At 35.9% G+C, this 22,143-nt stretch carries 22 protein-coding genes and 3 tRNA genes; 12 read left to right on the top strand and 13 right to left on the bottom strand.

Annotation, left to right across the window (positions count from 1 at the left end; translation table 11 throughout):
• Nucleotides 1-285 precede the first annotated feature (285 nt).
• On the top strand, nucleotides 286-765 hold the full coding sequence (locus HWV02_RS18060) for an isochorismatase family protein (protein ID WP_255550538.1): 480 nt from the start codon (nucleotides 286-288) through the stop codon (nucleotides 763-765).
• A gap of 83 nt (nucleotides 766-848) precedes the next feature.
• Here HWV02_RS18060 and HWV02_RS18065 read toward each other — a convergent pair whose 3' ends face one another.
• On the bottom strand, nucleotides 849-2,585 hold the full coding sequence (locus HWV02_RS18065) for an EAL domain-containing protein (RefSeq protein ID WP_211689074.1): 1,737 nt from the start codon (nucleotides 2,583-2,585) through the stop codon (nucleotides 849-851).
• Between the two features lie 1,066 nt (nucleotides 2,586-3,651).
• Between HWV02_RS18065 and HWV02_RS22965 the strand changes: the two genes are divergently transcribed.
• The 3 genes from HWV02_RS22965 (at nucleotide 3,652) to HWV02_RS18080 (ending at nucleotide 5,519) form a co-directional block, all read left to right on the top strand.
• On the top strand, nucleotides 3,652-4,107 hold the full coding sequence (locus tag HWV02_RS22965) for a prepilin-type N-terminal cleavage/methylation domain-containing protein (RefSeq protein ID WP_211689077.1): 456 nt from the start codon (nucleotides 3,652-3,654) through the stop codon (nucleotides 4,105-4,107).
• A gap of 120 nt (nucleotides 4,108-4,227) precedes the next feature.
• Entirely contained in the window at nucleotides 4,228-4,866 is a 639-nt protein-coding gene (locus tag HWV02_RS18075) for a YceI family protein (protein WP_211689079.1), read from the top strand.
• A 59-nt stretch (nucleotides 4,867-4,925) separates the two neighbouring features.
• The gene (locus tag HWV02_RS18080; RefSeq protein WP_211689080.1) at nucleotides 4,926-5,519 is read left to right on the top strand and encodes a hypothetical protein; all 594 of its coding nucleotides are present in this window, start codon (nucleotides 4,926-4,928) and stop codon (nucleotides 5,517-5,519) included.
• Between the two features lie 33 nt (nucleotides 5,520-5,552).
• Here the strand turns inward: HWV02_RS18080 and HWV02_RS18085 are convergent, their stop codons facing one another.
• From HWV02_RS18085 to HWV02_RS18105, 5 genes are all read right to left on the bottom strand, one after another.
• Nucleotides 5,553-6,332, bottom strand: coding sequence for a lipase family protein (locus HWV02_RS18085; RefSeq protein WP_211689081.1), 780 nt, complete (start codon nucleotides 6,330-6,332; stop codon nucleotides 5,553-5,555).
• A gap of 173 nt (nucleotides 6,333-6,505) precedes the next feature.
• Nucleotides 6,506-7,123 (bottom strand): MarC family protein, encoded by a 618-nt coding sequence (locus HWV02_RS18090; protein WP_211689082.1) that lies wholly within the window; start codon nucleotides 7,121-7,123, stop codon nucleotides 6,506-6,508.
• 226 nt (nucleotides 7,124-7,349) lie between these two features.
• A tRNA-Gly gene (locus HWV02_RS18095) sits at nucleotides 7,350-7,425 on the bottom strand.
• 183 nt (nucleotides 7,426-7,608) lie between these two features.
• Nucleotides 7,609-7,684 (bottom strand) — tRNA-Gly (locus HWV02_RS18100).
• A 178-nt stretch (nucleotides 7,685-7,862) separates the two neighbouring features.
• Nucleotides 7,863-7,938, bottom strand: a tRNA-Gly gene (locus HWV02_RS18105).
• A 272-nt stretch (nucleotides 7,939-8,210) separates the two neighbouring features.
• On the opposite strand from HWV02_RS18105, the gene hflX reads away from it, so the two are divergent.
• Nucleotides 8,211-9,554 (top strand): GTPase HflX, encoded by a 1,344-nt coding sequence (gene hflX / locus HWV02_RS18110; RefSeq protein ID WP_211677070.1) that lies wholly within the window; start codon nucleotides 8,211-8,213, stop codon nucleotides 9,552-9,554.
• A 99-nt stretch (nucleotides 9,555-9,653) separates the two neighbouring features.
• Here the strand turns inward: hflX and HWV02_RS18115 are convergent, their stop codons facing one another.
• Nucleotides 9,654-10,142 (bottom strand): nuclear transport factor 2 family protein, encoded by a 489-nt coding sequence (locus HWV02_RS18115; RefSeq protein ID WP_211677071.1) that lies wholly within the window; start codon nucleotides 10,140-10,142, stop codon nucleotides 9,654-9,656.
• A gap of 105 nt (nucleotides 10,143-10,247) precedes the next feature.
• Entirely contained in the window at nucleotides 10,248-10,793 is a 546-nt protein-coding gene (locus HWV02_RS18120; RefSeq protein ID WP_211689083.1) for an N-acetyltransferase, read from the bottom strand.
• Between the two features lie 672 nt (nucleotides 10,794-11,465).
• On the opposite strand from HWV02_RS18120, the gene HWV02_RS18125 reads away from it, so the two are divergent.
• Entirely contained in the window at nucleotides 11,466-11,861 is a 396-nt protein-coding gene (locus tag HWV02_RS18125; RefSeq protein ID WP_211689084.1) for a hypothetical protein, read from the top strand.
• A gap of 301 nt (nucleotides 11,862-12,162) precedes the next feature.
• Here the strand turns inward: HWV02_RS18125 and HWV02_RS18130 are convergent, their stop codons facing one another.
• On the bottom strand, nucleotides 12,163-12,915 hold the full coding sequence (locus tag HWV02_RS18130) for an SDR family oxidoreductase (RefSeq protein WP_211677076.1): 753 nt from the start codon (nucleotides 12,913-12,915) through the stop codon (nucleotides 12,163-12,165).
• A 254-nt stretch (nucleotides 12,916-13,169) separates the two neighbouring features.
• Here HWV02_RS18130 and HWV02_RS18135 point away from each other — a divergent pair, with 254 nt between their 5' ends.
• The 3 genes from HWV02_RS18135 (at nucleotide 13,170) to HWV02_RS18145 (ending at nucleotide 14,807) form a co-directional block, all read left to right on the top strand.
• A complete protein-coding gene (locus HWV02_RS18135) occupies nucleotides 13,170-13,451 on the top strand; it encodes a tRNA modification GTPase (RefSeq protein WP_211677077.1) in 282 nt (93 codons plus the stop codon).
• Between the two features lie 550 nt (nucleotides 13,452-14,001).
• Nucleotides 14,002-14,160, top strand: coding sequence for a DUF4223 family protein (locus HWV02_RS18140; protein ID WP_211672814.1), 159 nt, complete (start codon nucleotides 14,002-14,004; stop codon nucleotides 14,158-14,160).
• A gap of 251 nt (nucleotides 14,161-14,411) precedes the next feature.
• Entirely contained in the window at nucleotides 14,412-14,807 is a 396-nt protein-coding gene (locus HWV02_RS18145) for a hypothetical protein (RefSeq protein WP_211672815.1), read from the top strand.
• 396 nt (nucleotides 14,808-15,203) lie between these two features.
• Here the strand turns inward: HWV02_RS18145 and HWV02_RS18150 are convergent, their stop codons facing one another.
• Nucleotides 15,204-15,764, bottom strand: a complete 561-nt coding sequence (locus HWV02_RS18150) for a hypothetical protein (protein WP_211677078.1) — start codon at nucleotides 15,762-15,764, stop codon at nucleotides 15,204-15,206.
• 609 nt (nucleotides 15,765-16,373) lie between these two features.
• On the opposite strand from HWV02_RS18150, the gene HWV02_RS18155 reads away from it, so the two are divergent.
• A complete protein-coding gene (locus HWV02_RS18155) occupies nucleotides 16,374-17,480 on the top strand; it encodes a hypothetical protein (protein WP_211689085.1) in 1,107 nt (368 codons plus the stop codon).
• Between the two features lie 110 nt (nucleotides 17,481-17,590).
• Here HWV02_RS18155 and HWV02_RS18160 read toward each other — a convergent pair whose 3' ends face one another.
• Nucleotides 17,591-17,908, bottom strand: coding sequence for a hypothetical protein (locus HWV02_RS18160; RefSeq protein ID WP_211689086.1), 318 nt, complete (start codon nucleotides 17,906-17,908; stop codon nucleotides 17,591-17,593).
• Between the two features lie 297 nt (nucleotides 17,909-18,205).
• Between HWV02_RS18160 and HWV02_RS18165 the strand changes: the two genes are divergently transcribed.
• Together HWV02_RS18165 and HWV02_RS18170 are read left to right on the top strand one after the other, a co-directional pair.
• Complete coding sequence (locus HWV02_RS18165; RefSeq protein ID WP_211672819.1) at nucleotides 18,206-18,607, top strand: hypothetical protein; 402 nt, start codon at nucleotides 18,206-18,208, stop codon at nucleotides 18,605-18,607.
• A 282-nt stretch (nucleotides 18,608-18,889) separates the two neighbouring features.
• Nucleotides 18,890-19,285 carry a hypothetical protein gene (locus tag HWV02_RS18170; RefSeq protein ID WP_211689087.1) on the top strand — a complete coding sequence of 132 codons (396 nt, stop codon included), beginning with the start codon at nucleotides 18,890-18,892 and terminating at the stop codon, nucleotides 19,283-19,285.
• Nucleotides 19,286-19,530: 245 nt separating this feature from the next.
• Here the strand turns inward: HWV02_RS18170 and HWV02_RS18175 are convergent, their stop codons facing one another.
• Nucleotides 19,531-20,559: a hypothetical protein gene (locus HWV02_RS18175; RefSeq protein WP_211689088.1), complete on the bottom strand. Its 1,029-nt coding sequence runs from the start codon at nucleotides 20,557-20,559 to the stop codon at nucleotides 19,531-19,533.
• 7 nt (nucleotides 20,560-20,566) lie between these two features.
• Nucleotides 20,567-21,841, bottom strand: coding sequence for an MBOAT family protein (locus HWV02_RS18180; RefSeq protein WP_255550681.1), 1,275 nt, complete (start codon nucleotides 21,839-21,841; stop codon nucleotides 20,567-20,569).
• Nucleotides 21,842-22,143 lie beyond the last annotated feature (302 nt).

A 22,143-nucleotide genomic window follows, 5' to 3' on the forward strand; every position in this document is an offset into this window, starting at 1 on the left:
TTTTTCTAACCCCGTATTGGACTTAATGTTTTTATGAAAGACTTAACTTTCCATCGTTTTTGATAGATTGTTTCTATCGCGTTCTTTTCTAGTTTAATATCATTGCTAATCAAATGTAATTTGCCTTCACTGCCATCTTTGTTTTTAAAAACTTGTTGGTGAAATATAACAGGGAAATCGAGCCCTTTTATCCAACTGCAGATTGGGGGCTCCGACCAAACCAATGAATCAATACGTACGAAGCGACCTTGTAATTTATCTTCCCTTGTTAACGCTATTAAGCGATTGCTTTTTAAGGCTAGAATAAAGTGTTTTTTAATTTTATTGTGGATATATTTCATATTCTCACTGGATGAATGCAGTCATGAATTCCCTTCAAATCATGCACCCTTTTTTCTACCAGAATCTGAAAGTGCAAAAATTCATACGAGTGTCGCGCCAATAGAAGGGGAACCCGTAATTTTGAAGCATCAAATAAACAGTTTTCGTGACACTGAATTAAATAATATCTTGAAAGAACTTAACGTTGAGAAGCTGATTATTGTGGGTGCAATGAGTCATATGTGTATCGATGCTGTGACCCGTGCAGCTGTTGACCTTGGATATGAATGTCATGTCGCTCATGATGCTTGTGCTACGCTGGATCTTGAATTTAATGGTGTCACAGTCCCTGTAATCCATGTTCATAGTGCATTTATGGCGGCATTGTATTTTGGTTACTGTAACGTGGACAGTACAACTCAATTACTCGACTTAGTTCGTTAAATCTATCGAGGGAAATACTCAAGTCGTCACGCATAATATTGCCCTTCACTCGTAATTACGCGTGAAAGGCAATATCGATTACATCAAGGTCGACTCAAAAAATCCCCTTGCTGATGATAGCCACCCAACCCCTTCAGAATCTGACTTTGAGATTCTCTTTCAACACCTTCAAATACGACAAATTGAGTCCGACCTTCCATTAGTGATAAAATATCTTTAACGAACTTTTGTTGCTTTAAATCACCTTCCAAATCGTTGACAAAAAGTTTGTTTATTTTTATCGCATCAGGGGATATTTTCTCCAGTAAGTCGATATTATTATTCCCAGAACCAAAATTATCAAGTATCACATGAACCCCTAAACCTCTAATCTTATTTATATTTTTTAATATCTCTGGGCTATAATAAAGTTCAGAACACTCGGTTATTTCAACTATGACTACGTCTTTATCACAACGCTTTATAGCCTTAATAATTTTGATAAATACCCATCCTCTCAATAAAGAAGGGCAAATATTAACACCAAATCTACCATATTCAGGTGTTATCTGCTCTATACTCTTTAACACCAAAATTGTATGTAAGCCAAGGATACCGTTTTTTTTCAGACTATTAATTACGCTTAATGTACCAATGCCCCTAAACCGAGTAAGCATTTCCCAGTAATTAATTATTCCAGTCTTTGTATTTACAACTGGGGTCAAAAGAATAGAAAAGTGAGAGAGTCTAAATATGTAATTTAAAAGGGCTATAATGATTTTTCTATCAAAAACAGCAATCAGAAAAATCACAACAAATATAACTTGTGCGACTATATATTTTCCATAGAATGATATTTCACTGCCATCTCCCTGCCACTTATAGATAAATGCTCCATTACCTATTTTCCCCAAGTAATTACCAAAATTATCACTATAAGTAACACCACTAAGTAACGGATAAACGATGTAATTGTCGTATTCGGCTGTTATCTTCTTTTTCTTTGTACGCCCAATAACTCTTACCGCACCACTAACGACCTCCCTGTAAAAATACGGTTCTCTATCTGTCATCCAGTCAGAATGAATTATGTTGTTAGAGCCGAAGTACACAATTTTATTTTTCTCAATAATACATTGTTCATCATCATTTTTAATAACAAGAATTGCGCCACTTTCAAATGTATCATTAACCATTGGTAGGAGCTCTTCTCCCCTATATCCTAGGTTATATTCGTTCGCTATTTCAAGAAGAATAGCATCATACTTAAGGTCCACTTTTTCGTAGAGTGTCATAAAGTGAATAATCTGCAGAAGGTAGATTAGTCCAACTAACGTTATCCCAGCTAAAGTATATAATGTGATTTTCATACTCATTATTTTAGATCTATAACTCAACATTAATTTTAAAACTTGAAAACGAGATAAGGTATTATTAATGGTGGAATTCAAATTATTTACTTCAGATGATGCACTATGGGTACTTAACCCGACATAGTAGCCGACCCGATTTACATTAACAATAAAGTGGAATTCATCACTATTATTGAAAGTGATACTCAGTAATTCTCTCGTTTTTCTTCTAATAGAGGCAATTGCATTCTTTAGCATGTTTACTGTCAATCTTTTAGGAATGAGCTCAAATAACCTTGACTCTATTTCCCTTGCCGATATAGGGTTTGATTTACGTCCATGTTCACTTATTATTTTTATTATTATAAATTCAACTTCATTAATTCTTACCTTTGATTTCACTTCCCCATCTAAAAGTAATATTAACTCACCTTCTCTTACACCCATAAAGCCATTATTACACTGCATAGGATCTAGATTAAACTTCATGTACTTTCCTTCTTAAGACTACTTTACTAATTAAAACCAAGTCCTTCAATTAGGTATCAATTCATAATATATTCTTCTTAATTATTTACGTAGTACGCTCGATTCTAATTTCGTTACCTTGCCCGACTGTAACAGAGTAACCTTTATATATTTCATATCTCTCAATTTATCCATTTATCCATTAATTTATTCATTTATCCATCAACTTATTCATACATGCACCACGCGATACCCACAAAGGGGTATCTGTAAGTAGTTGAAATCATGTGATGACCTATCACCTCATCTAAAAAACTTTTCAAAACACCCTGTAACAATACAAACAAAAGACCACTCACCAAGAAGTACTAAAACGGTAGTTAAAATCATGTGATGACCTGTCACCTCATCTAAAAACTTTTCAAAATACCCTGTAACAATACAAATAAAAGAAAACATCCAGTATTAGCGGCATTGAATAGCATAAAACCCGCTGGTAGATATAAAGCATCACAATCAATTGGATAATCCTTCATTTAAAGAGCTAATCGCTTATTTTACTTCAGATTTACGAATGTCCTGATAGTGTAATTAATCTTATTTCCCCGTTGAGGCGAGGTATTAATTTACATCGATGCAAACGAGTCCTTAGTACAATCAAATGTAGTAATTAGGAGTAATAAATGAAACGTCTGCGTGGTTATATAATCATTGAGCTAGTAATCCTTATTATAATACTAGTCATACTATTAATAATGGTTACCTATGACTTAGGTTGTTAATTTCAGAACTGGGGGTTCTAAAAAACATTCAATCCTAGCTTACTTAACTTTGAATGGAATAACCTTTACTTATATTTAATTAACCCATAAACAGCGCCACCCCTTAAGTAGTACTAATTTTATTATAAATTGAATAATCCTATGTTTTATTTTTTTATCGCTTATTTAACTTCAAGTTAACGAATGTCCTGATAGTTTAATCCAGAATTATCAACCCAATAAATTCTGATAATTCATTTACATATATAAAGCATTGGCTTTTAGCCTTATTAAAACAACTTAAAATAATCAGGAATAAATAATTTATGAAATCTCAGAACGGCTTTACGTTAATAGAACTCATCATTGTAATAATAATACTCGGCATACTCTCAGCGACAGCTGTACCTAAATTTATCGATTTAAGAAACGAGGCTGACGAAGCAGTGTTTGAGACAGTGAGAGCAACTATCGCAAGTGCTGCACTAATGGCGCGTTTGAAACAAAAAGTACAGGGAAAAGGTGAAAACGAATCCATTGAAGTTGAAGGCAACACAATTGCAATGGAAAATGGCTACCCTACAGATGTATCCATAGAGCAACTTGTTGATATTACAGGCTTTAGCTTTATGACTGGTGGTCATTTTGTCCGAGATGGTAGTCCCACGGTGGAAACTGGAAACCAGTCAACCTGCAGGATTGATTACAATCAACCGCTTTCGGACATTAATTCAAGTGCTAAGCCAGAAATAATAATATATAGATTATCAAAAGGTTGCTAAGCACAGTCATGAAGCTGTTGGATAATGTTAATACATCAGCAATTTAAACTGCGAGGCCTGATATCACCAGGCCTCTAATCTGTATACCAATATAATAAATCAACATAAGGAACAATCACGATGAAAGCACCTCACCCTTTCTTTTGCCTTCTCGCACTTAGCTCTTTCTTTTACCTTTTCGCACTTGGCTGCGCCCTGCTCTTCAGTACATACGCATATGCTGTTGATAGTTTTGAGTTTGATACTAAATCAGATCCTCATAACATGTTAATGTTTCAAATTGACCATCAAGACTATTCACGTTCTATTGGTTTTTTTAAGAAATTTGAAGGCCAAATAGAGTTCGATAGAGAAAACCTGGAAAACTCAAGTGTCGAGGTAACTATAGACATCACCAGTCTTAACATAGCCGGGCACGAAAAGTGGAGTAACAATACGCTGGCAGTGTTCTTCAAGAACGGGAAGTTACCAACAGCCCATTTTAGAAGCACAAAAATCGAAAGTAAAGGCTATGGTAAACTGATTATCACAGGGGATTTAACTTTAATGGGAGTCACCAAAAGCCTAGATCTAGATGTAGCTCTAAACAAAGCAGGACAATCTCAGTCAGCTGGATTTAAGGCTGGATTTTCAGCGACGACACAGCTTAGTAGAAAAGACTTTGGCATTATCGCTGTACCCACTAATGGCGATAAAGTATCAATAACCATTGAGATCGAAGCGATTAAAAAACAGTTCCTTTCGAAAATAATCTCGTGATATTTATTTAAAATAAGAGATAATCAAGATGATCAATTTTATAGATAGGAAGTCTTATAGTGGTGATAAAAATCGAACCGAATGATTTAAATAAACAGTGTGGTAAAGGAAACGTGTTATACCAATCTAAAGGTATCACCTACTGTGAAGAAGAAAGTGTCTTTCTCAATAAATTTAATGTTGATGGTATTGCTAGAGTACCATTCGATGAATTTATCACTATTCCTCAATACAAATTAGCGCATAAAGCAGCGACTATTCCAGCGAATAAAAAAGAGTTCTTACGCTTTAATATGGGAGTAAACAATTCTATCGTCGGTGGAAAATATTTAGTCATGCCTATCATGAAATCTGGCAGTGATAGTACTAAAACAGGGTATATTTCCCCTTTATTATCAATTGATGAAGCCATGGTTTACAAGGTTAATAATATCACAAACCATATCAGCTATAACGACTTACCCAAGATGGTATCAAGCGGAAAGTTAAACTTTCAATCTTGTGTATCAGGAATATTTGATATAGCGAGCTTACAACACTCAATTGTAGATCAGCGTTATGCCATCAGTCGGCCAGATCTGACACGTGCACAAAGGGTATCAGCAGGTGTTGCTATTACCTCTCTTAGTCTGATTAATTTTATCGCCATCTAGCCAAATGATAGGCATTAAGCTCTATCCTGTCATTCAAGTAAGAATGGCAGATTTTATCATTATGTGTTTTTTTAATTTATGCAGTTGATTGATATAATTAGTCAATGAGTGGTTATCTCCCCACTCCCAAGGACATTCTCCGCCAAATGTGATATCAAACTCCTTATTCACGTGTCTATAATCGTTTCCTAAAGAGTCCTTTAAAGGTAGATTTGGCACTTCATCATTTAAATTGACAACTCTCCATGAATCAGAAATTGCACTATTATAAATTGAAGTAAACTCAGGAGAACCAACACGAGGTCCAGCAAATGTATAGAGGGCTAGATTACTCAGGTTTGTATTCTTTGCAATATCGAGCGTATTCAAAACGGAAAGTGCGGCTCCCAAGCTATGACCAGTTATGTATAGAGTCCCTTTTATCTGCTTCTCTTTAAGGAAATTCAAAACAATATTTTGAGGTGAAGAACCTGACTGACCTGTCGCGTATAACTGATAAAAACCTAACTCAACGTCGATATGTCCAGGAAGATAAGAACATCTTACTTGCTCAAACTTAACGTCTTCTACCCACTCTTCAACTGAACTCGTTCCACGCCAACTAACATAAATGTTGTCCCCCTTAGAAACGACGAACCCTAATGGGACATGCTTACTCTCATACATCGCTTGAAATGTGAGCTCTAGTTTATATCCTTCAGGACCAGTCCATACCTTTCTTTCTTTGTAGGCATCATATTGACTATATGCATCATTACTTAAGCAGGCCAACTCTAAAGCCAAGTCTAAATCAAAACCTTTTGGTAGGTCCATTTTATTCTCCTCACTCTATATTATGGCGTCATTTCAACGCCGCATTCAGCTGGAAAACTGTGATTCAACTTAAATAACACTCAAAATAATGAATTCCCCAAAGTAGACTTAAAAATAAAGCGGTGAAATAGATAATACGCCATTACCATAAAACAGCAGTGGTGATAGTCGTATTAACCAATCGTACTAATCACCGCCTTTATGCCGCCAATCAGCATTTCCACACCGATAACAGCCAAAATCAATCCCATAAGGCGGGTAACAATACTAAGCCCACTCTCACCGATTGCCGATATGATCTTTGACGAAAAAATAAAACAAACAAAGGTGATAAGACATAAAATAGCAAACGCCGATATTGTAATAATAATTTCCCCCCAACCACCTGCTGATGAATAGTTCATTGCAGTTGCTATCGTGCCTGGTCCAGCAAGCAGTGGTACAGCTAGCGGTGATACCGCCACATCTGAATCATTACATTCTTCTGCTGTATGTAACTTCGAACTCTTACCCTGCAGCATATGATAACCGACGAGGAATACCAAAATGCCGCCGGTTATGCGTAACGCTGGTAGCGTTATCCCAAATAGATGGAATATTGATTTACCTAAAATTGAAAATAAAACAATAATAACAAAGGTGATAGTAAGGGATTTAATCGCGATTTTAAGTTGCTTCGACTTCCCCATCGTTCCTGTTAATCCAGCAAAAACGGTCGTATTTGCAATCGGGTTCATAATGGCAAAAAAGGCCATAAAAACGGTCAACGCGTGTTCAAACAATGGGCTCATCTTATTTTATTCCTTAATAAACAAACGACTTAATCGTGCTAATGCAACTATACCAGAAGCAGACCACTAAGTTTTGAAATATACAGTTGTTAACAGTAAGGGACTATGCGGGTATTGCGATGACGAATAGAAAGCGAGAGAGATAGAGTGAGTTTACTCAAGTTGACTTTAAAGCGGTGATGCCATGCCATACAAAAAAAGCCACTCAATGAGTAGCCTTAATGTTTGGAGCGGTCAGCTAGGATTCGAACCCGGCGTCTTCAACTTGGAAAGCTGACGTATTACCATTATACGATGTCCGCATAGATTGAGATATTACTTCAGTTTTATCGTAATGAAAACAGAAGAAATGTCAGTGTATGTCAGTGATATTTTGCGATAAAGAATCAAAAACGAGAGAGAGAGAATAAGTTTACTCAAGTTAACTTTAAAGCGGTGATCTCATGCCATACAAAAAAAGCCTCTCAATAAGTAGCTTTAATGTTTGGAGCGGTCAGCTAGGATTCGAACCCGGCGTCTTCAACTTGGAAAGCTGACGTATTACCATTATACGATGTCCGCATGGATTGAGATATTACTTCAGTTTTATCGTAATGCAAACAGAAGAAATGTCAGTGTATGTCAGTAACATTTGGCGATAAAGAATCAAAAACGAGAGAGAATAAGTTTACTCAAGTTAACTTTAAAGCGGTGATGCCATGCCATACAAAAAAGCCTCTCAATAAGTAGCTTTAATGTTTGGAGCGGTCAGCTAGGATTCGAACCCGGCGTCTTCAACTTGGAAAGCTGACGTATTACCATTATACGATGTCCGCATGGGTGGAGATATTACTTCAGTTTTATCGTAATGCAAACAGAATAAATGTCAGTGTATGTCAATGCATGTCAGTGCATGTCAGTGACAGTTGTCGTATTGTGGACAGAGAGCAGTACATTAATATGGCTATTTTATAAGCGCTGTAGCGTTATTCAGTGCTGTCTCGCTTTTATTATTTTTCGCTTTAACGTCCATACAGCTAGTAATAGAAATTCGAAATGCGTAGGATGCAGCTCATATTACTTTAAGCAATGAGCTACGAGCACCGACATGTCGATCACAACAACAGAACAATCTGTTACCCGCGCCTTACTTATTTCTATTCGCACGCCTTGTACTACGCAACAGGACGTGGACGAATCATTATCTGAATTAAGCCGTTTAGTTCATACTCTCGGATTTTCTGTGGTTGGGACTAAAACGCAACGACAAAAATCGACCAAACAACTGTCAGTATTAGGCTCTGGTAAACTAGAAGAATTAGCCTCGTTAACAGGTGAAAGCACATTTTATGAAGATGAAGTGCAGATTGAATTAGACCAAGACGAGTTAAGCCAATTATTAGCAACAACAGATGTTAAATGCCAAGCCAACATTGTGGTATTCGATTGCGAACTAAGCCCGAATCAATTAAGTAATGTTAAAGCGGCACTCGGCGTAGAAGTTTACGATCGTACCCGCGTTATTATCGAGATTTTTAGTAAACATGCACGTACCCGCACCGCTAAACTGCAAGTAGAGATCGCGCGACTTAATTACTTAACACCGCGATTACGTGATGAAAGCAGTGGCGATCGCGAACGCCAAAAAGGCCGTTCAATCAGTGAAACTGTGTTTGAGATTAATCGTCGCCGTGTTCGCACTAAAATAGCCGATCTACGACGCGAACTGACCAAGGTACAACGCGAGATGCAAGGTCGAAGCAGTGGTCGTATCGAGCAGTTAACCGTGGCGTTAGTGGGTTATACCAATGCCGGTAAATCATCTTTAATGCGTGCTCTAACAGGCTCTGAAGTATTAGTTGAAGATAAACTGTTTGCTACTTTAGATACCACGATACGTACACTACAGCCGCCGACACAACCGCGTATTTTAATCTCCGACACCGTTGGTTTTATCCAGAAATTACCCCATGATTTGGTTGCATCATTTCATTCGACCTTAGAAGAAGCAAAAAATGCAGACTTATTGCTTTACGTGGTTGATGCATCAGACGAAAATTTCATTTCGCAATTAGCCATTGTAGATCATGTATTAGGGCAATTAAATATCGATTTGAATAACAAAGTATTATTACTCAATAAGGTAGATTGCTTAAGCGAAGAACAGCAATTAGACCTGCTGGAACGCTATCCCGATGCGCTACAAATCAGTGCGCATGACAAGAGCGATGTCGCGTTCGTACATCAGGAAATTCAAAATTTACTGGAAAAGAAAATGTGCCCTGCCTGTTTTGATATCCCCTACACAGCCAGTGGTGTGATGGGTGAAATTCACAGTAAAATGCAGGTTCTAGAAGAGGAATACCATGAAAAAGGTATTCGTATCACATTAAAAGCAAGCCCGGTTGCCCTAGAACGATTACATAAAATGCTGCAACTCACTACTTTTTAATACGCAGTTAAAAATAAATTAATGTCGCACTCCGGTTCGGACCTCTGTGTCCGAGCCGGGTATCCGAGAAAATACCTATGTAGGTGGATAATATTTTCGCTATTTAATTCTAGACCCTAAGTCACGATCTTCACTACTGCCTTTAACAAGAGTATACAACTCATCAACCTTCGCTAACTTTCCATCTTTAAAATAGTAGAAAGCCAAAAATCTTAATTCTGCGTCTCCTCCTCCTTTTTTTGTTAATGTAATTGTATGGGTTTCTGAGATAACACCACTACTATCAACATTTACGTCCTCAAAATGTATTTTTGCGCCTGATATAGATTCAGATAGCACTTTTGCGTGCGCTAAAAAATCAGCTCTCCCATTTGTTCCGGCGCCAAATACTTGCACAAAATCATCAGAAAGAGTCTCATCTAACTTACTCGGGTTATTTAAAAAGTTATCAAAAGTTTGCTCTAAAAATTGGTTAGCTTGTGGATGACTTAAATCACTAAACGTTACCTCTATTGGTGCAGCCTGGCTAAAAGTGCTAAAGCTAAGTAATGACACAGCGAGTAGTTTTTTCTTTAAGAATTTGTTCATGTTTATTCCTCTTTAAAATGTCTACTCAATATATAAGTTAAGCTGTCATTGTGCTTTCGAGATAACGTCAATAGGTTCAGTCTTTGCGCCAAATACGGTAATTTGTTATACGTAAGTTTTGACACACTTTGTCATCGTTATTTCTGACACCGATTCACCTTCGATTCGATAATAGTCAGATATTTCACCAATAACTTTAAAAGCACACTTTAAATAGAGACTTTTAGCAGGCATATTTACCGAGAGTACATTAAGATCAAGCCAATCAATACTACGATTTTCACAACAAAAGCCGACTACTTTTTCCATCATTTTTTCACCGACACCTTGTTTACGGCATTTTCTGCTCACCCCCATACCCAGTAATACTCGATGAAAACAATACTCTTCGCTATGATGCCGTAGATCTATATGGCCACAAATATGCCCAGAGGAATCTTTAGCTAACCAGAGCTTCCTCCAGTTAGGCGATCCTAGATCTGCATCAAAACCATTTTCAAATTTTTCACGCGTTTGCTTTGATACATTATTTTGAGTTCTTGATATCGGCTGAAATAGAGCTTCACCTTCAGCACCATTTTCGGTTAATTGGTCCCCCAAATAATCAAAGAAACGCGCTAAATCTGATATTTTTGCTTCTACTATTCTCATACTCTCACCTTATTGCCATCAGAGGCGCAGTAAACCCTGCATTATGAATGGATCATGTTCTGCCATAAGAACTATCCTAGTGCTAAAGCGGAACAACGCTATCTAAAGCAATTTGAGTAATGGATATAAAAGTCAACAAATTGACCGCTTTCTCTAACCTGCACCTAGCGATGTAATCATTAACGGTTTCACCTACAACACCCGTAAAAATACGATGAATACCATTCAGGTAAGTTATCTCGCTTTGAAACTACCGCATTGTAAAGTTACAACCAAAATAAACACCAACTAAAGCACCAAAAAACCACCGCCAAACACCACAAAAAACAACCACAAAAACAGCTACAGCAAATCACCACAAATGTCACCATTAATTATAATAAAACTAAATAATAATTATAAAAAAGTTAATAAATACTTATCAAATAGTTATTTATGCTGCAAACGCACTAAAATAATCATTTTTATGTTTAATTTACCACGTATCACCAAACCCACAAGGGCTCAAAAAGCACACAAAGAGCACACAAATCAAACTTCACTTTTAAATGTAGGGATATACAGATCACACAATTTGATGTACCGACTTAAAGCAACACGAATTTACATGCTACTTTTGTCGTACCTCCTATTGTGTAGGAAGGGCATGTGAATAATCATAAAGGATTTAAAATGAAAAAAATTATACTTGCGTCAGTACTGTCAATGTTTCCGCTAATGAGCTTTGCTAACAGCTGTACTGTACCAGCACAGTTAGATGGATTAACGTTAACGACTTTAACGAATCCACTTTACGATAAAAATAAAACTAACGCAGGCGCATTAGCAAAAATAAAATTTTCAACAGACACTTACGACTATAAGGCTTTGAATCGCACGACTACGTATACATCAAACTATACTTACCAACAGCTCGGCCCTACGAACGGAATTGGCCTACTTGAAGGAACTATGGGTTCTTTAAACTACACGTATACTTTCAAATGTCTGACAGACGATTCAGGTATAGCTGTATATACAGACGAAGCTAGAAATAAACAGAACACATTCTTCTATAGTGAAGGTTAAGTTGAATTCTCACCAAAAATAACTGTCACTGGACGGGGGTTGAGGTGAAAATCAACGATGATCTCACTTAACCGTCGTTATGTAAGATCAGTATCAAGTAATGGTTCGCTACGAGAAATCGAGCGAGCCATTATTGCTCTAAGCACGTCGACAATTTTAACCCTAGATCAAAAAAACCGCCGTTGAAGAGGTCTAATTGACTCCACAGCTACAACAAAACCTAATCGCGTTTAAAGTTTCAAAACCTCTACTGATTTGTTTAAAGAGGTTGCAATATTTGATATCAAACCAACGCACTGCATTACAGACCACCAGCTAGATCTAAATAGTTTCCCGTCGAAAATGACGATTTATCTGAAGCTAACCAGTAGATGGCTTCAGCAACTTCTTCAGGTTTACCACCTCTTTTCAGTGGAATAATATTTTTTAACCTTTCGATTCGCTCTGGCTCTCCACCGTCTGCATGCATATCCGTGTGAATTAACCCTGGACGTACACAATTAACCCGAATGCCTTCACCTGCAACCTCTAACGATAGACCTTTAGTTAAGGTATCTATCGCTCCTTTTGACGCGGCATAGTCAATATATTCATTTGGAGAACCAGAGCGTGATGCTCCAGAAGATACATTAACAATTACCCCACCTAAGCCACCATGACGAGTAGACATGCGCTTTACAGCTTCCCTGCAGCATAAAAAATAGCTGGTGACATTATTTACGAGTATTGAATTGATTCTATCGGCACTCATATCCTCTAAGCGTGACTGCTTTTTCAAAATACCTGCATTGTTCACTAATATTGATACCGAACCGAACGCTTTGTCCACAGTAGAAAACATTCGTACCACATCCTTCTCAGAAGAAACATCGGCTTGAACAGTCATACATTTCCCACCTTCCGCGATTATCGCTTCCGCTAATTGGTTGGCAGATTCTGAATTAGACTTATAGTTGATACATACCGCATAACCTTTACTCGCAAAAAGTTGCGCTGTCGCAGCTCCGATTCCTCGCCCAGCACCTGTAATTATCACCACTTTTCGAGCGCTCATAAAATTCTCCAAATTTACTACTTTAGATAGTTAGAATATTGGACTTCAAGTCCTGCTAGCTCACATTAAGGTTGATAACGATAATACGTGGTTTCCCTAAATCGAGATGATACGACCTCGATTATAAGGATAAATATATTTATTTATGTAAAGATTTGTATTAGTTCAGCTACGACAAACACTTACATTTTAAACATTGAATAGGACTTTTAAAAAAATCTATAATAATCCTATACATTGTTAAGGAGTTTAAAATGAAAAATTTATTAGTATTGTCTTTTCTTGTTATCAGTTTGTCTGGTTGTTCTGGTATTCGTCAAACTGACGAAACGTTTGATGCCCATGCAGAGAATGTAAATGTATTATTTATGCAGTTCCCTGGTGGTGACACCCAAGAACGAGCAATGGAATTAGCGCCAGAAAATGCTGAAATCGTAACAATCAAGTCAACAGTTACAGATACCTCATCATTCCTTGGTGTAGTAAACCGCATCATTGGTGTTGATCAAACTAAAATCGCGGGCGTAATCAAATAAAAAATCAACCTCTTACATAGAAAGTGAAAGAATTATGCTGTGTAAGATCAAGATTATGGTTCGCTACGTAAAATATAGCGAACTAATTCCCACCAATCATGTAGCCGATACGACCCAAGACAACATCTAAAAATACAATTTGTAGTGTAAAGCACCCAAACCTGATAACCCTAGTCAATAATAACTAATCAAATGAAAAAACACTATTTTGTTACAAAGTGTGACAGAACTAAAAAATAAACAAATAACACTGCATCACTCATTTATCAGGGACTTCACCGTTATGCGTACCACAAATATCAAACCGAAACGCGGCACTTGGTATATAGTTCGGATCGCTACGTGAGTACTAGTGAACTAACGTCCCCAAAAACATCATTTCAAGTCAGTTAAACTACCAACATTCAAACACTGACAGCTATCTACCTTTAATTTACCTTGCACTTACCTTTTGCTAACTTTAAATCAACCTTTGATTCACTTTTAGTTTACTGATTATTAAGGTATATTTGTGCTGAGTTTTACTTTTATTATATAAAAAGGATTTATTATGAAAAATGTTTTAAAACTAGCTGGCATCGCCCTTACTTTCATGGCTCTTTCTGGTTGTACTGGTACTACCTATAACAAAGAAAAAGATTGTTCAGCTGATTACCTTCTTGTTCCAGCACTTTCTATCCCGACAATGATTGGCGCTTGTGAATCTTAAGACTGTTAAGACTATAAAGTCATAACGCATACTATGTAATATGTTAGTTCGCTATGTGAATGCGAGCGAACTAACTCCCACCAGTAATTACTCTTAGCACCTAGCTAACGGCCATCCAATATCCCTATTAAGATATAATGTCATGATGAATTTATTTATTTGCTATGGAATTATATTTCTAAATAAAAACAATATGATTAACTTCGTTGGAACAAACCTTAATCGAAATTATTTAACCAGGAGTGATAATCATGAGTAACTTACTTAACCAAGCAAAAACTATCTACACTGTCGCAAAAGACACTGCAAAAACATCTGTCACTGCTGGTTTTGGTGTTTATGGCACTATCCTTGATCAAGCATCAAAATCATCAGATAAAGCAACGCAACTTTTTGAATCTCTTGTTGAGCGCGGTGCGCAAGTAGAGCCTAAACTAAAAGAGCAAACGTCTGCAATCTTTGCTAAAAAAATCACGTTAGGATCAGTTGAATCTAAAGCGCAAAGTATCACTAGCCGTTTGACTGGTGTTCAAGGTTCAAAATTGAGTGAAGTAGAAGTCAAAATTGACCAACTGACTACGCTGGTTAGCGAGCTAAAAACGACACCTGTAAAAGTAATTAAAGCACCAGCAACTGCTGAAGCATAATGATACTTTAACTGTCGTGGTTAATTGAAATGAGCCTCCTGATTGGAGGCTTTTTTGATTGAAAGATTAACCCCCTAAGCGAAGGTTTAATTTAAATACTTTCTCTTATATGTTGATGATTTAGATAAGAGTACTAACGAAGGTATAATAAAAATAAATCCTAAAGAAAAAATTATGTGAGCTAATTCTAATACTTCATAGACCGAAAATAAGGTAATGATTAATAACGATATGATATGCAATTTATGTAGAAATGAATTCTGCTTTGAAAATTTTGCGTAAGATCGAATGATCACAATAACTCCATGAGATGAAAAATAAAATAAGTAAGATAAGATACCACCGACATTAAAACCGATTCAGAGAAAGTCACACATTTAATAAAACTTTAATATTTTATTGGGCAACAGCTGCCTCATACTTATTGTCGATTTTTTGTTGCAGCTTTATAAGTTCTTTAATTAATTTACTATATTCTTTCTTTTCCCGTGTCGAGAGTTCAATTTCACCATGTTGGTAAGCACGCTCCCCTCGATTCATAAATTCGAAACGTTTCGTATTCAGATGTAAAAACTTCTTAACCATTGGGTCATCTATAAGAGGCTTACGGATATTGTTAATTTGTCTATTCTCGTACTTAGTTTCGTTATCGGGAATAAACAGTATTTCCTTCAGGTTTGAAAACATATCACGGGCATTAAGATCAATGTATTTACCATCAGGACCCAACCAAATCGCATGAAACTCAGCCTCTATAAATACACCCACTTTCTCCCAAATAACCCAACCGGTAACCAATGTTCCACCAAATTCATCAATTTTATCTTGGACTAATTGGAAGCACTCATTTTCACGCTCTTGATATTGAGGTTTACAAGGAACTAAAATTGGTTGCGTTCCGCTGATTTCGGAACAAAATGTCTTAACATATGATTCGGATATATCCGCAGCTTTCATAACTCTTCCTTGTGCCTCACTTTGTATAACAGGACATCCCGACTCCCCAAACCTGTTCACCCTAGTCAATAGCAACTAACTAAATACAAGATACCAACCTGACATTAAAGCTAATTCTGAAAAAGTGTGCAGTCCTGTTATTTATGTTTAAAATCCTGTTAATTAATCACAAGATTCCATATCCAATTGATAATATTGGTTTTTTAGTCCTCTACAAGAGAAATGGCAATATCCCTTTACGAACTATGACCCAGTGCACAAATAACCAAAAAGTAATAGAGAATTAATGAGGAACGGAGAAGAAATTGAATTCACTAGCATATACCTCTACTTCACCAACACTATTTAGTATGAGATTAATCAATTTCGCTTCATCGCAAAATTCATGCGTGAATAAAAGTATATATCCTTAAAAACCAAACGATTCTAGTTTCTCACCTGATAAATGCTTACAAAAAAATTATCGACATCACAAAATAGATCAACTAATTTGTTCAACGCTAGCTCCTTGTTATTGTACGTTTTTAAGCGACAGATCTAGCTTTTAGCTCCATTTATTAACCCGAATTGCGGTTATCTACTTTGTAATAATATTTAAGGTAAGTTCAAATGAAAAAAGCTAGCTACGCTGAAGTGACCGAAACTTATATTCACCCCGATCACTACACCCCAATTACAGCAGCATCAGAGAAATGCCGTTTTACTGTCACATTCCGTGAGACAGGAGAGCATTCTATAAAATGCATTGGTGAAGGAGCGCCGATGAAGGGACATGATATCCTTGCAAAAACAATTAAAGAAGGGGCGATTTCAAATGCAGAGGCGTATAAAGGTAGTGGTAAAGCTGCCGTACGAGAAGCTCTAATAAAAAAACTAAAAAATGCTAATTTGTTAGGGTATGCAGCGCGGTGGGATGACACTCATGGTATAACAGGTATTTTTACCTCTTTAACTGGTGAAGAACGAGCAGTTCAGCTTGCGAAAAAAAAACCCGTACTGTATAAGGTTGCCTCTATTGATCTCAACCATTTAGATCCTGATGATCTAAAGAAAAAACTGTTCCGCAATGGTAAGAGCATTGCCTTTACTGGTGATTACGATATTCATGATATGCTCACACACTGCGGCGGTCGTCCTCGAACAGTATTACAAGGAGACCGTAGTATTCATTGCTTATCAGAAGAAAAGAAGATAATACAAGCGATAAATAATAAGATTCTTAGCCTTGATATACCACGCGTAAAAGTATTTTCAGACAATGATCCAGAGGGATATAAAAAATATACAAGCGCCATAAAGAGGAAAGGAGTCTCTAGAACGAAAATGCCACGTGATCATTTTTTTAATGATTACCTTCCCATTCGTCATGGTGCACAGGTTAATTATATGGATCATATGATCGCTAACGAACGAGATGTAATTGGAGAGGAGTGTTTATTCACTCAACCAGTTGCTGAACCATCTTTCCCTCTTGCTGCAGTTACCTGCGGAAACTGGTACATCATTGAAAATCTTGATCAGCTAAATACCTTCTATACGTTTATTGGTGCTGTAGTAAAAGAGACTTGGCGTGAAGATGGCAGCCGAGAGTTCACAGAAAAAATGGATTCAGAAGGAAAAACCAAGGTTCAAGTTATACGACGTTCAGCTAATCTTAGGGTGGACTTAAGAGGAAATGCATATGGTATAACACGACGTGTAACACCACGTACTTAATCTACGTATTCTGGTGCTACAGTGAATACTGGGTCATGTATCAATTGTAGATACGATAAAGTATTCACATTTTGCACCAGAGCATTTAGGTTTAACTCACTAGCGTATACTTATATTTCACCAGCACTATTTAATATGGGATTAATCAGTTTCGCCTCATCACGAATGTCATGCGTAAATAAAAGTATATTTCCTTCAAAACCAAATGATTCTAGTTTCTCACTCTGATAACGAGTGATATTAATGCCACCGATAGGGTTACCAATCATTGGAAGTATAATTTTATTGTAAATATCAGCGATAGTTCTCTTAGAATCAACATCTAATTCCTTATCTGAGTCACAGCCTATTTGAGCAAGCTTAACCTTATCCAAAGGTTCATTATATTCTATCTTTTTATATGTAAACGTTAACCGATATGAAGCCATTTTACGTTCCTTATAATTTACGGTTCAAATAAAATATGCGGGTTAACACTTTAAATTTCAAGCCCTTGATATGAAGATCACAGACATTTCACCAATGACTTTGAAACCACATTTCAAATATAAGTTCTTAGCAGGATAGCTGTATTCAAAACCTGATATTTGAGGACCCATTAAACCGTTAGGATTATTTGGTTGGAATTTTTATTTGCTATGGAATTATATTTCTAAATAAAAACAATATGATTAACTTCGTTGGAACAAACCTTAATCTAAATTATTTAACCAGGAGTGATAATCATGAGTAACTTACTTAACCAAGCACAAACTATCTACACTGTCGCAAAAGATACAGCAAAAAAATCTGTCACTGCTGGTTTTGGTGTTTACGGCACTATCCTTGATCAAGCATCAAAATCGTCAGATAAAGCAACACAACTTTTTGAATCTCTTGTTGAGCGCGGCGCGCAAGTTGAGCCGAAGCTAAAAGAACAAACCTCTGCAATTTTTTCTAAAAAAATCACGTTAGGATCTGTTGAATCTAAAGTGCAAAGTATCACTAGCCGTTTTACGGGTGTTCAAGGTTCAACACTAAGTGAATTGGAAAGTAAAATTGACCAACTGACTGTGATTATTAGCGAACTAAACACCGCACCAAAAAAAGTGACTAAAGCTAAAGTAACAGCTGAAGCTGAAGCATAATAATACGTTAACTGTCGTAGTTAATGAAATGAGCCTCCTAATTGGAGGCTTTTTTGATCTTGGAAATCACCTTGGTGATTAAATTACTGAGATCGGTGAAAATAATATCTATGTAGCCAACTATCGAAGAGGAAACGACGAACATAAGCGCCGCGAATTCCATCCCCGTTATAATTAGGCGTTTATTTGTTTGCGATGGAATTATATTTCTAAATAAAAACAATATGATTCACTCTGTTGGAACAAACCTTAATCTAAATTATTTAACCAGGAGTGATTATCATGAGTAACTTACTTAACCAAGCACAAACTATCTACACTGTCGCAAAAGATACAGCAAAAAAATCTGTCACTGCTGGTTTTGGTGTTTATGGCACTATCCTTGATGAAGCATCAAAATCATCAGATAAAGCAACGCAAATTTTTGAATCTCTTGTTGAACGCGGTGCGCCAGTTGAGTCGAAGCTGAAAGAACAAACGTCTGCAATATTTACTAAAAAAACCACCTCAGAGCCAGTTAAAACTAAATTGCAAAGTATCACTGGCCGTTTTACGGGTGCTCAAGATTCAAAACTAAGTGAATTAGAAAGTAAAATTGACCAACTGACTGTGCTTATTAGCGAACTAAACACGGCACCAAAGAAAGTGACGAAAGCTAAAGTAACTGCTGAAGCATAATAATACGTTAACTGTCGTAGTTAATGAAATGAGCCTCCTAATTTGAAGTGACCCCGTTAAGTTGGACATTTTAGTTAAGCCGCTTGTAAGGCCTGGTTTCGATATTCTATCGGAGTCAGGCTTTTTTGATCTTGGGTAAAGCGAACAACTTGTTAGAATTACAGATTGCCTCTAGAATCCAATATCTACTCTGCACTAGTCCATCAAGTAACTTTCATCAATTGATGGTTATGGCCAGCACCCACTTAATTTTTAGGTAAATACTTACCAAAACTTAATGAATTACGTTCTACAACAGAAAGGAGAATTATATCTGGTTTTACATTTTGAATTAATTTTTTTAAATTTGACATATTTTCAAAAGCATCGGTATAATGTTGATGTGTAACATTTCTGAAAGTCGAGTGCATATATGGACTCATAGCACGACCAAATGAATCATGAAGCCATAATATACTTATGTTATTCAACGCATTATTGTTCACAATGTTTATTGGTTGTTTAATCGCAAAATTGTTTATATCCCCCTGAATACCTACATTGCTAACTACATTCGTGATTAAATTAGTCCTAATAACTTTGTCGGTTGTTGGTGCTAATACTGTAATGTTTTTACCTGGAATTAAATCTTCAACATTCAATAATCTAGCTAAGTCACCACTTTTATATTTAATTTCATGAAATTTTAACGAGCTAGGAATTCTGTTGAAATTATCATTAAAGGTGTATTTCATTAGATATTGATAACCATAAAACGCACCGAGATCATTCCAATGTGTGTCTGTTTTGAAATATAAATCATTAGACGTTTTTGTTTTCATTCCTCTGAGGTAAGAAACCATATTTGATCTTACAGGGTTTGCATTATGGCTATAATAACTATATTCACCAACATTTGAGTTAAGCCCTAAGTGTTCACCATATATACTATGTTTATTAGGTAAAGCTATGAATTTAAATTTTGAATTAGCTTCTTCAGAAATGTCTTTTAGTTTTTTAATAAATTGTTCATTAGAATTTACTTCATCATCTGGTATCTTGTAGTTAGTCTTAGACTTAGTCATTACTGATACGTAATTATTACCTAAGAACAACCATCCATCACTGCCGACTAATGCCTTGTTTTTATCAGAACTAATACCAAGTCGATAAAGTGAATAGTTGTAATTGAAAATACTATAACTAAATATCTTATGTTGTGCGTAAATACCAAAAATAGGTATAGGAAAAAAAGCAAATGAAAATGAAACCAGAAAGATAATTAATTTATTCATAAGTAGCCTAAAAATTAAAATATAAAAAAGAACTAGTTGAAGTCATAAACATACTTAAAGAAACAAAACCAAGTAACATCCCATATAAAATTATCGATCTCGTCGAAAATACATGTTCTTCATTATTATACTTTGTAATTTCCAACGAATTTTTCATCACTATAGTACATAGGATTATTACGAATAAGAATATGATCATAATAATGCTACTGGTTAGTGGTGATGTAAGTGGAAAATTTATTGCGTTGGCACTAAACATTCTAATATTCGATATATCTAGATTGAAATTCAGCATTTTTGTGATCACAGTTATTGCTATCGATACATTTTCAGCTCTAAAGAACACCCAAGCAAAATGCACGAACATTATGGTTAAAAACCAAGATATATATGTAGGCATTCTTAGTTTAGAGTAAGACCAAGCTCTATGTATCGCCAGCGCAGCACCATGCATCCCCCCCCAAATAATGAAGTTCCAACCAGCTCCGTGCCAAAGACCACCAATCAGAAATGTCATGAATACGTTAAATGATGCACTTACATGACCGTTTCTGTTCCCGCCAAGAGGGATGTAAATATAATCTTTTAACCAAGTTGACAAAGTGATATGCCAACGATGCCAGAAGTCTTGTATATTGCTAGCTTTATAAGGAGAGTTAAAATTTATTGGTAGCTTAATATTAAATATTAGAGCAAGCCCTATTGCCATATCGCAATAACCAGAAAAGTCATAATAAAGTTGAACTGTATAGCTTATGGTTGTCAACCAAGCACTAAAAAAAGTTAGACCTGTTACATTAGAAAATCCAGTGTCTGCCCATATGGAAAAGGTATCAGCTACAATTAATTTTTTAAACATACCTATAGTGAAAATAATGAAACCTTTAATAATTCTACTGGGATTTGTTTTTTTATAGTACTTAAACTGAGGCATCATTTCCTTATGATGAACAATAGGCCCTGCAATTAATTGGGGAAAAAATGTTACGAATAAAGTGTAATCTAATAGGTTGTACTTATCGGTATCATTTTTGTATGAATCAACTAAAAAAGCGATTTGCTGAAAAGTAAAAAAACTAATACCTAAGGGTAGTAGTATTTTTTCAATAGAAACATCCCCTATAAAGTAAGATATATTATCTACTATAAAATATGAGTATTTAAAATACGCCAATAATGAAACGTTAAAAACCACCCCTATAATCGTCAGTAGCTTTGATTTATTATGACCGTTCACAATAAGCTGATATAGCAAATAATTAATAGAAATAGAAGCTACCATTAATATCAAATATGACGGTTCCCACCACGCATAGAAAATCAGAGAAGATAATACGAGTATACTTTTTTTACTTATCTCCTCCTTGAATAAACTGTGAAGTATGAACACGATAGGTAAAAATATGAATAAAAAAATAGGTGAGCTGAAGATCATAAATAAATTTAACTTTAGTAGCATGACGAATTATCAATGATCATATCTACTTTTAATTTTAACGCAACACATTACAGTCCTTATTATTCACCTGAGGCTTAGGTGTATAAACATAAAGATGAACACGCTACCTTGCAGTTATTGGTATA

This window comes from Moritella sp. 28 (assembly GCF_018219435.1).
GTDB lineage: Bacteria > Pseudomonadota > Gammaproteobacteria > Enterobacterales > Moritellaceae > Moritella.

Coding starts and splice junctions, on each gene's coding strand:
- HWV02_RS18065 (WP_211689074.1), bottom strand. CDS start 2,585: ATGAAGTTTAATCTAGATCCTATGCAGTGTAATAATGGCTTTATGGGT.
- HWV02_RS22965 (WP_211689077.1), top strand. CDS start 3,652: ATGAAATCTCAGAACGGCTTTACGTTAATAGAACTCATCATTGTAATA.
- HWV02_RS18075 (WP_211689079.1), top strand. CDS start 4,228: ATGAAAGCACCTCACCCTTTCTTTTGCCTTCTCGCACTTAGCTCTTTC.
- HWV02_RS18085 (WP_211689081.1), bottom strand. CDS start 6,332: ATGGACCTACCAAAAGGTTTTGATTTAGACTTGGCTTTAGAGTTGGCC.
- HWV02_RS18090 (WP_211689082.1), bottom strand. CDS start 7,123: ATGAGCCCATTGTTTGAACACGCGTTGACCGTTTTTATGGCCTTTTTT.
- hflX (WP_211677070.1), top strand. CDS start 8,211: ATGTCGATCACAACAACAGAACAATCTGTTACCCGCGCCTTACTTATT.
- HWV02_RS18115 (WP_211677071.1), bottom strand. CDS start 10,142: ATGAACAAATTCTTAAAGAAAAAACTACTCGCTGTGTCATTACTTAGC.
- HWV02_RS18120 (WP_211689083.1), bottom strand. CDS start 10,793: ATGAGAATAGTAGAAGCAAAAATATCAGATTTAGCGCGTTTCTTTGAT.
- HWV02_RS18125 (WP_211689084.1), top strand. CDS start 11,466: ATGAAAAAAATTATACTTGCGTCAGTACTGTCAATGTTTCCGCTAATG.
- HWV02_RS18130 (WP_211677076.1), bottom strand. CDS start 12,915: ATGAGCGCTCGAAAAGTGGTGATAATTACAGGTGCTGGGCGAGGAATC.
- HWV02_RS18135 (WP_211677077.1), top strand. CDS start 13,170: ATGAAAAATTTATTAGTATTGTCTTTTCTTGTTATCAGTTTGTCTGGT.
- HWV02_RS18140 (WP_211672814.1), top strand. CDS start 14,002: ATGAAAAATGTTTTAAAACTAGCTGGCATCGCCCTTACTTTCATGGCT.
- HWV02_RS18145 (WP_211672815.1), top strand. CDS start 14,412: ATGAGTAACTTACTTAACCAAGCAAAAACTATCTACACTGTCGCAAAA.
- HWV02_RS18150 (WP_211677078.1), bottom strand. CDS start 15,764: ATGAAAGCTGCGGATATATCCGAATCATATGTTAAGACATTTTGTTCC.
- HWV02_RS18155 (WP_211689085.1), top strand. CDS start 16,374: ATGAAAAAAGCTAGCTACGCTGAAGTGACCGAAACTTATATTCACCCC.
- HWV02_RS18160 (WP_211689086.1), bottom strand. CDS start 17,908: ATGGCTTCATATCGGTTAACGTTTACATATAAAAAGATAGAATATAAT.
- HWV02_RS18165 (WP_211672819.1), top strand. CDS start 18,206: ATGAGTAACTTACTTAACCAAGCACAAACTATCTACACTGTCGCAAAA.
- HWV02_RS18170 (WP_211689087.1), top strand. CDS start 18,890: ATGAGTAACTTACTTAACCAAGCACAAACTATCTACACTGTCGCAAAA.
- HWV02_RS18175 (WP_211689088.1), bottom strand. CDS start 20,559: ATGAATAAATTAATTATCTTTCTGGTTTCATTTTCATTTGCTTTTTTT.
- HWV02_RS18180 (WP_255550681.1), bottom strand. CDS start 21,841: ATGGTAGCTTCTATTTCTATTAATTATTTGCTATATCAGCTTATTGTG.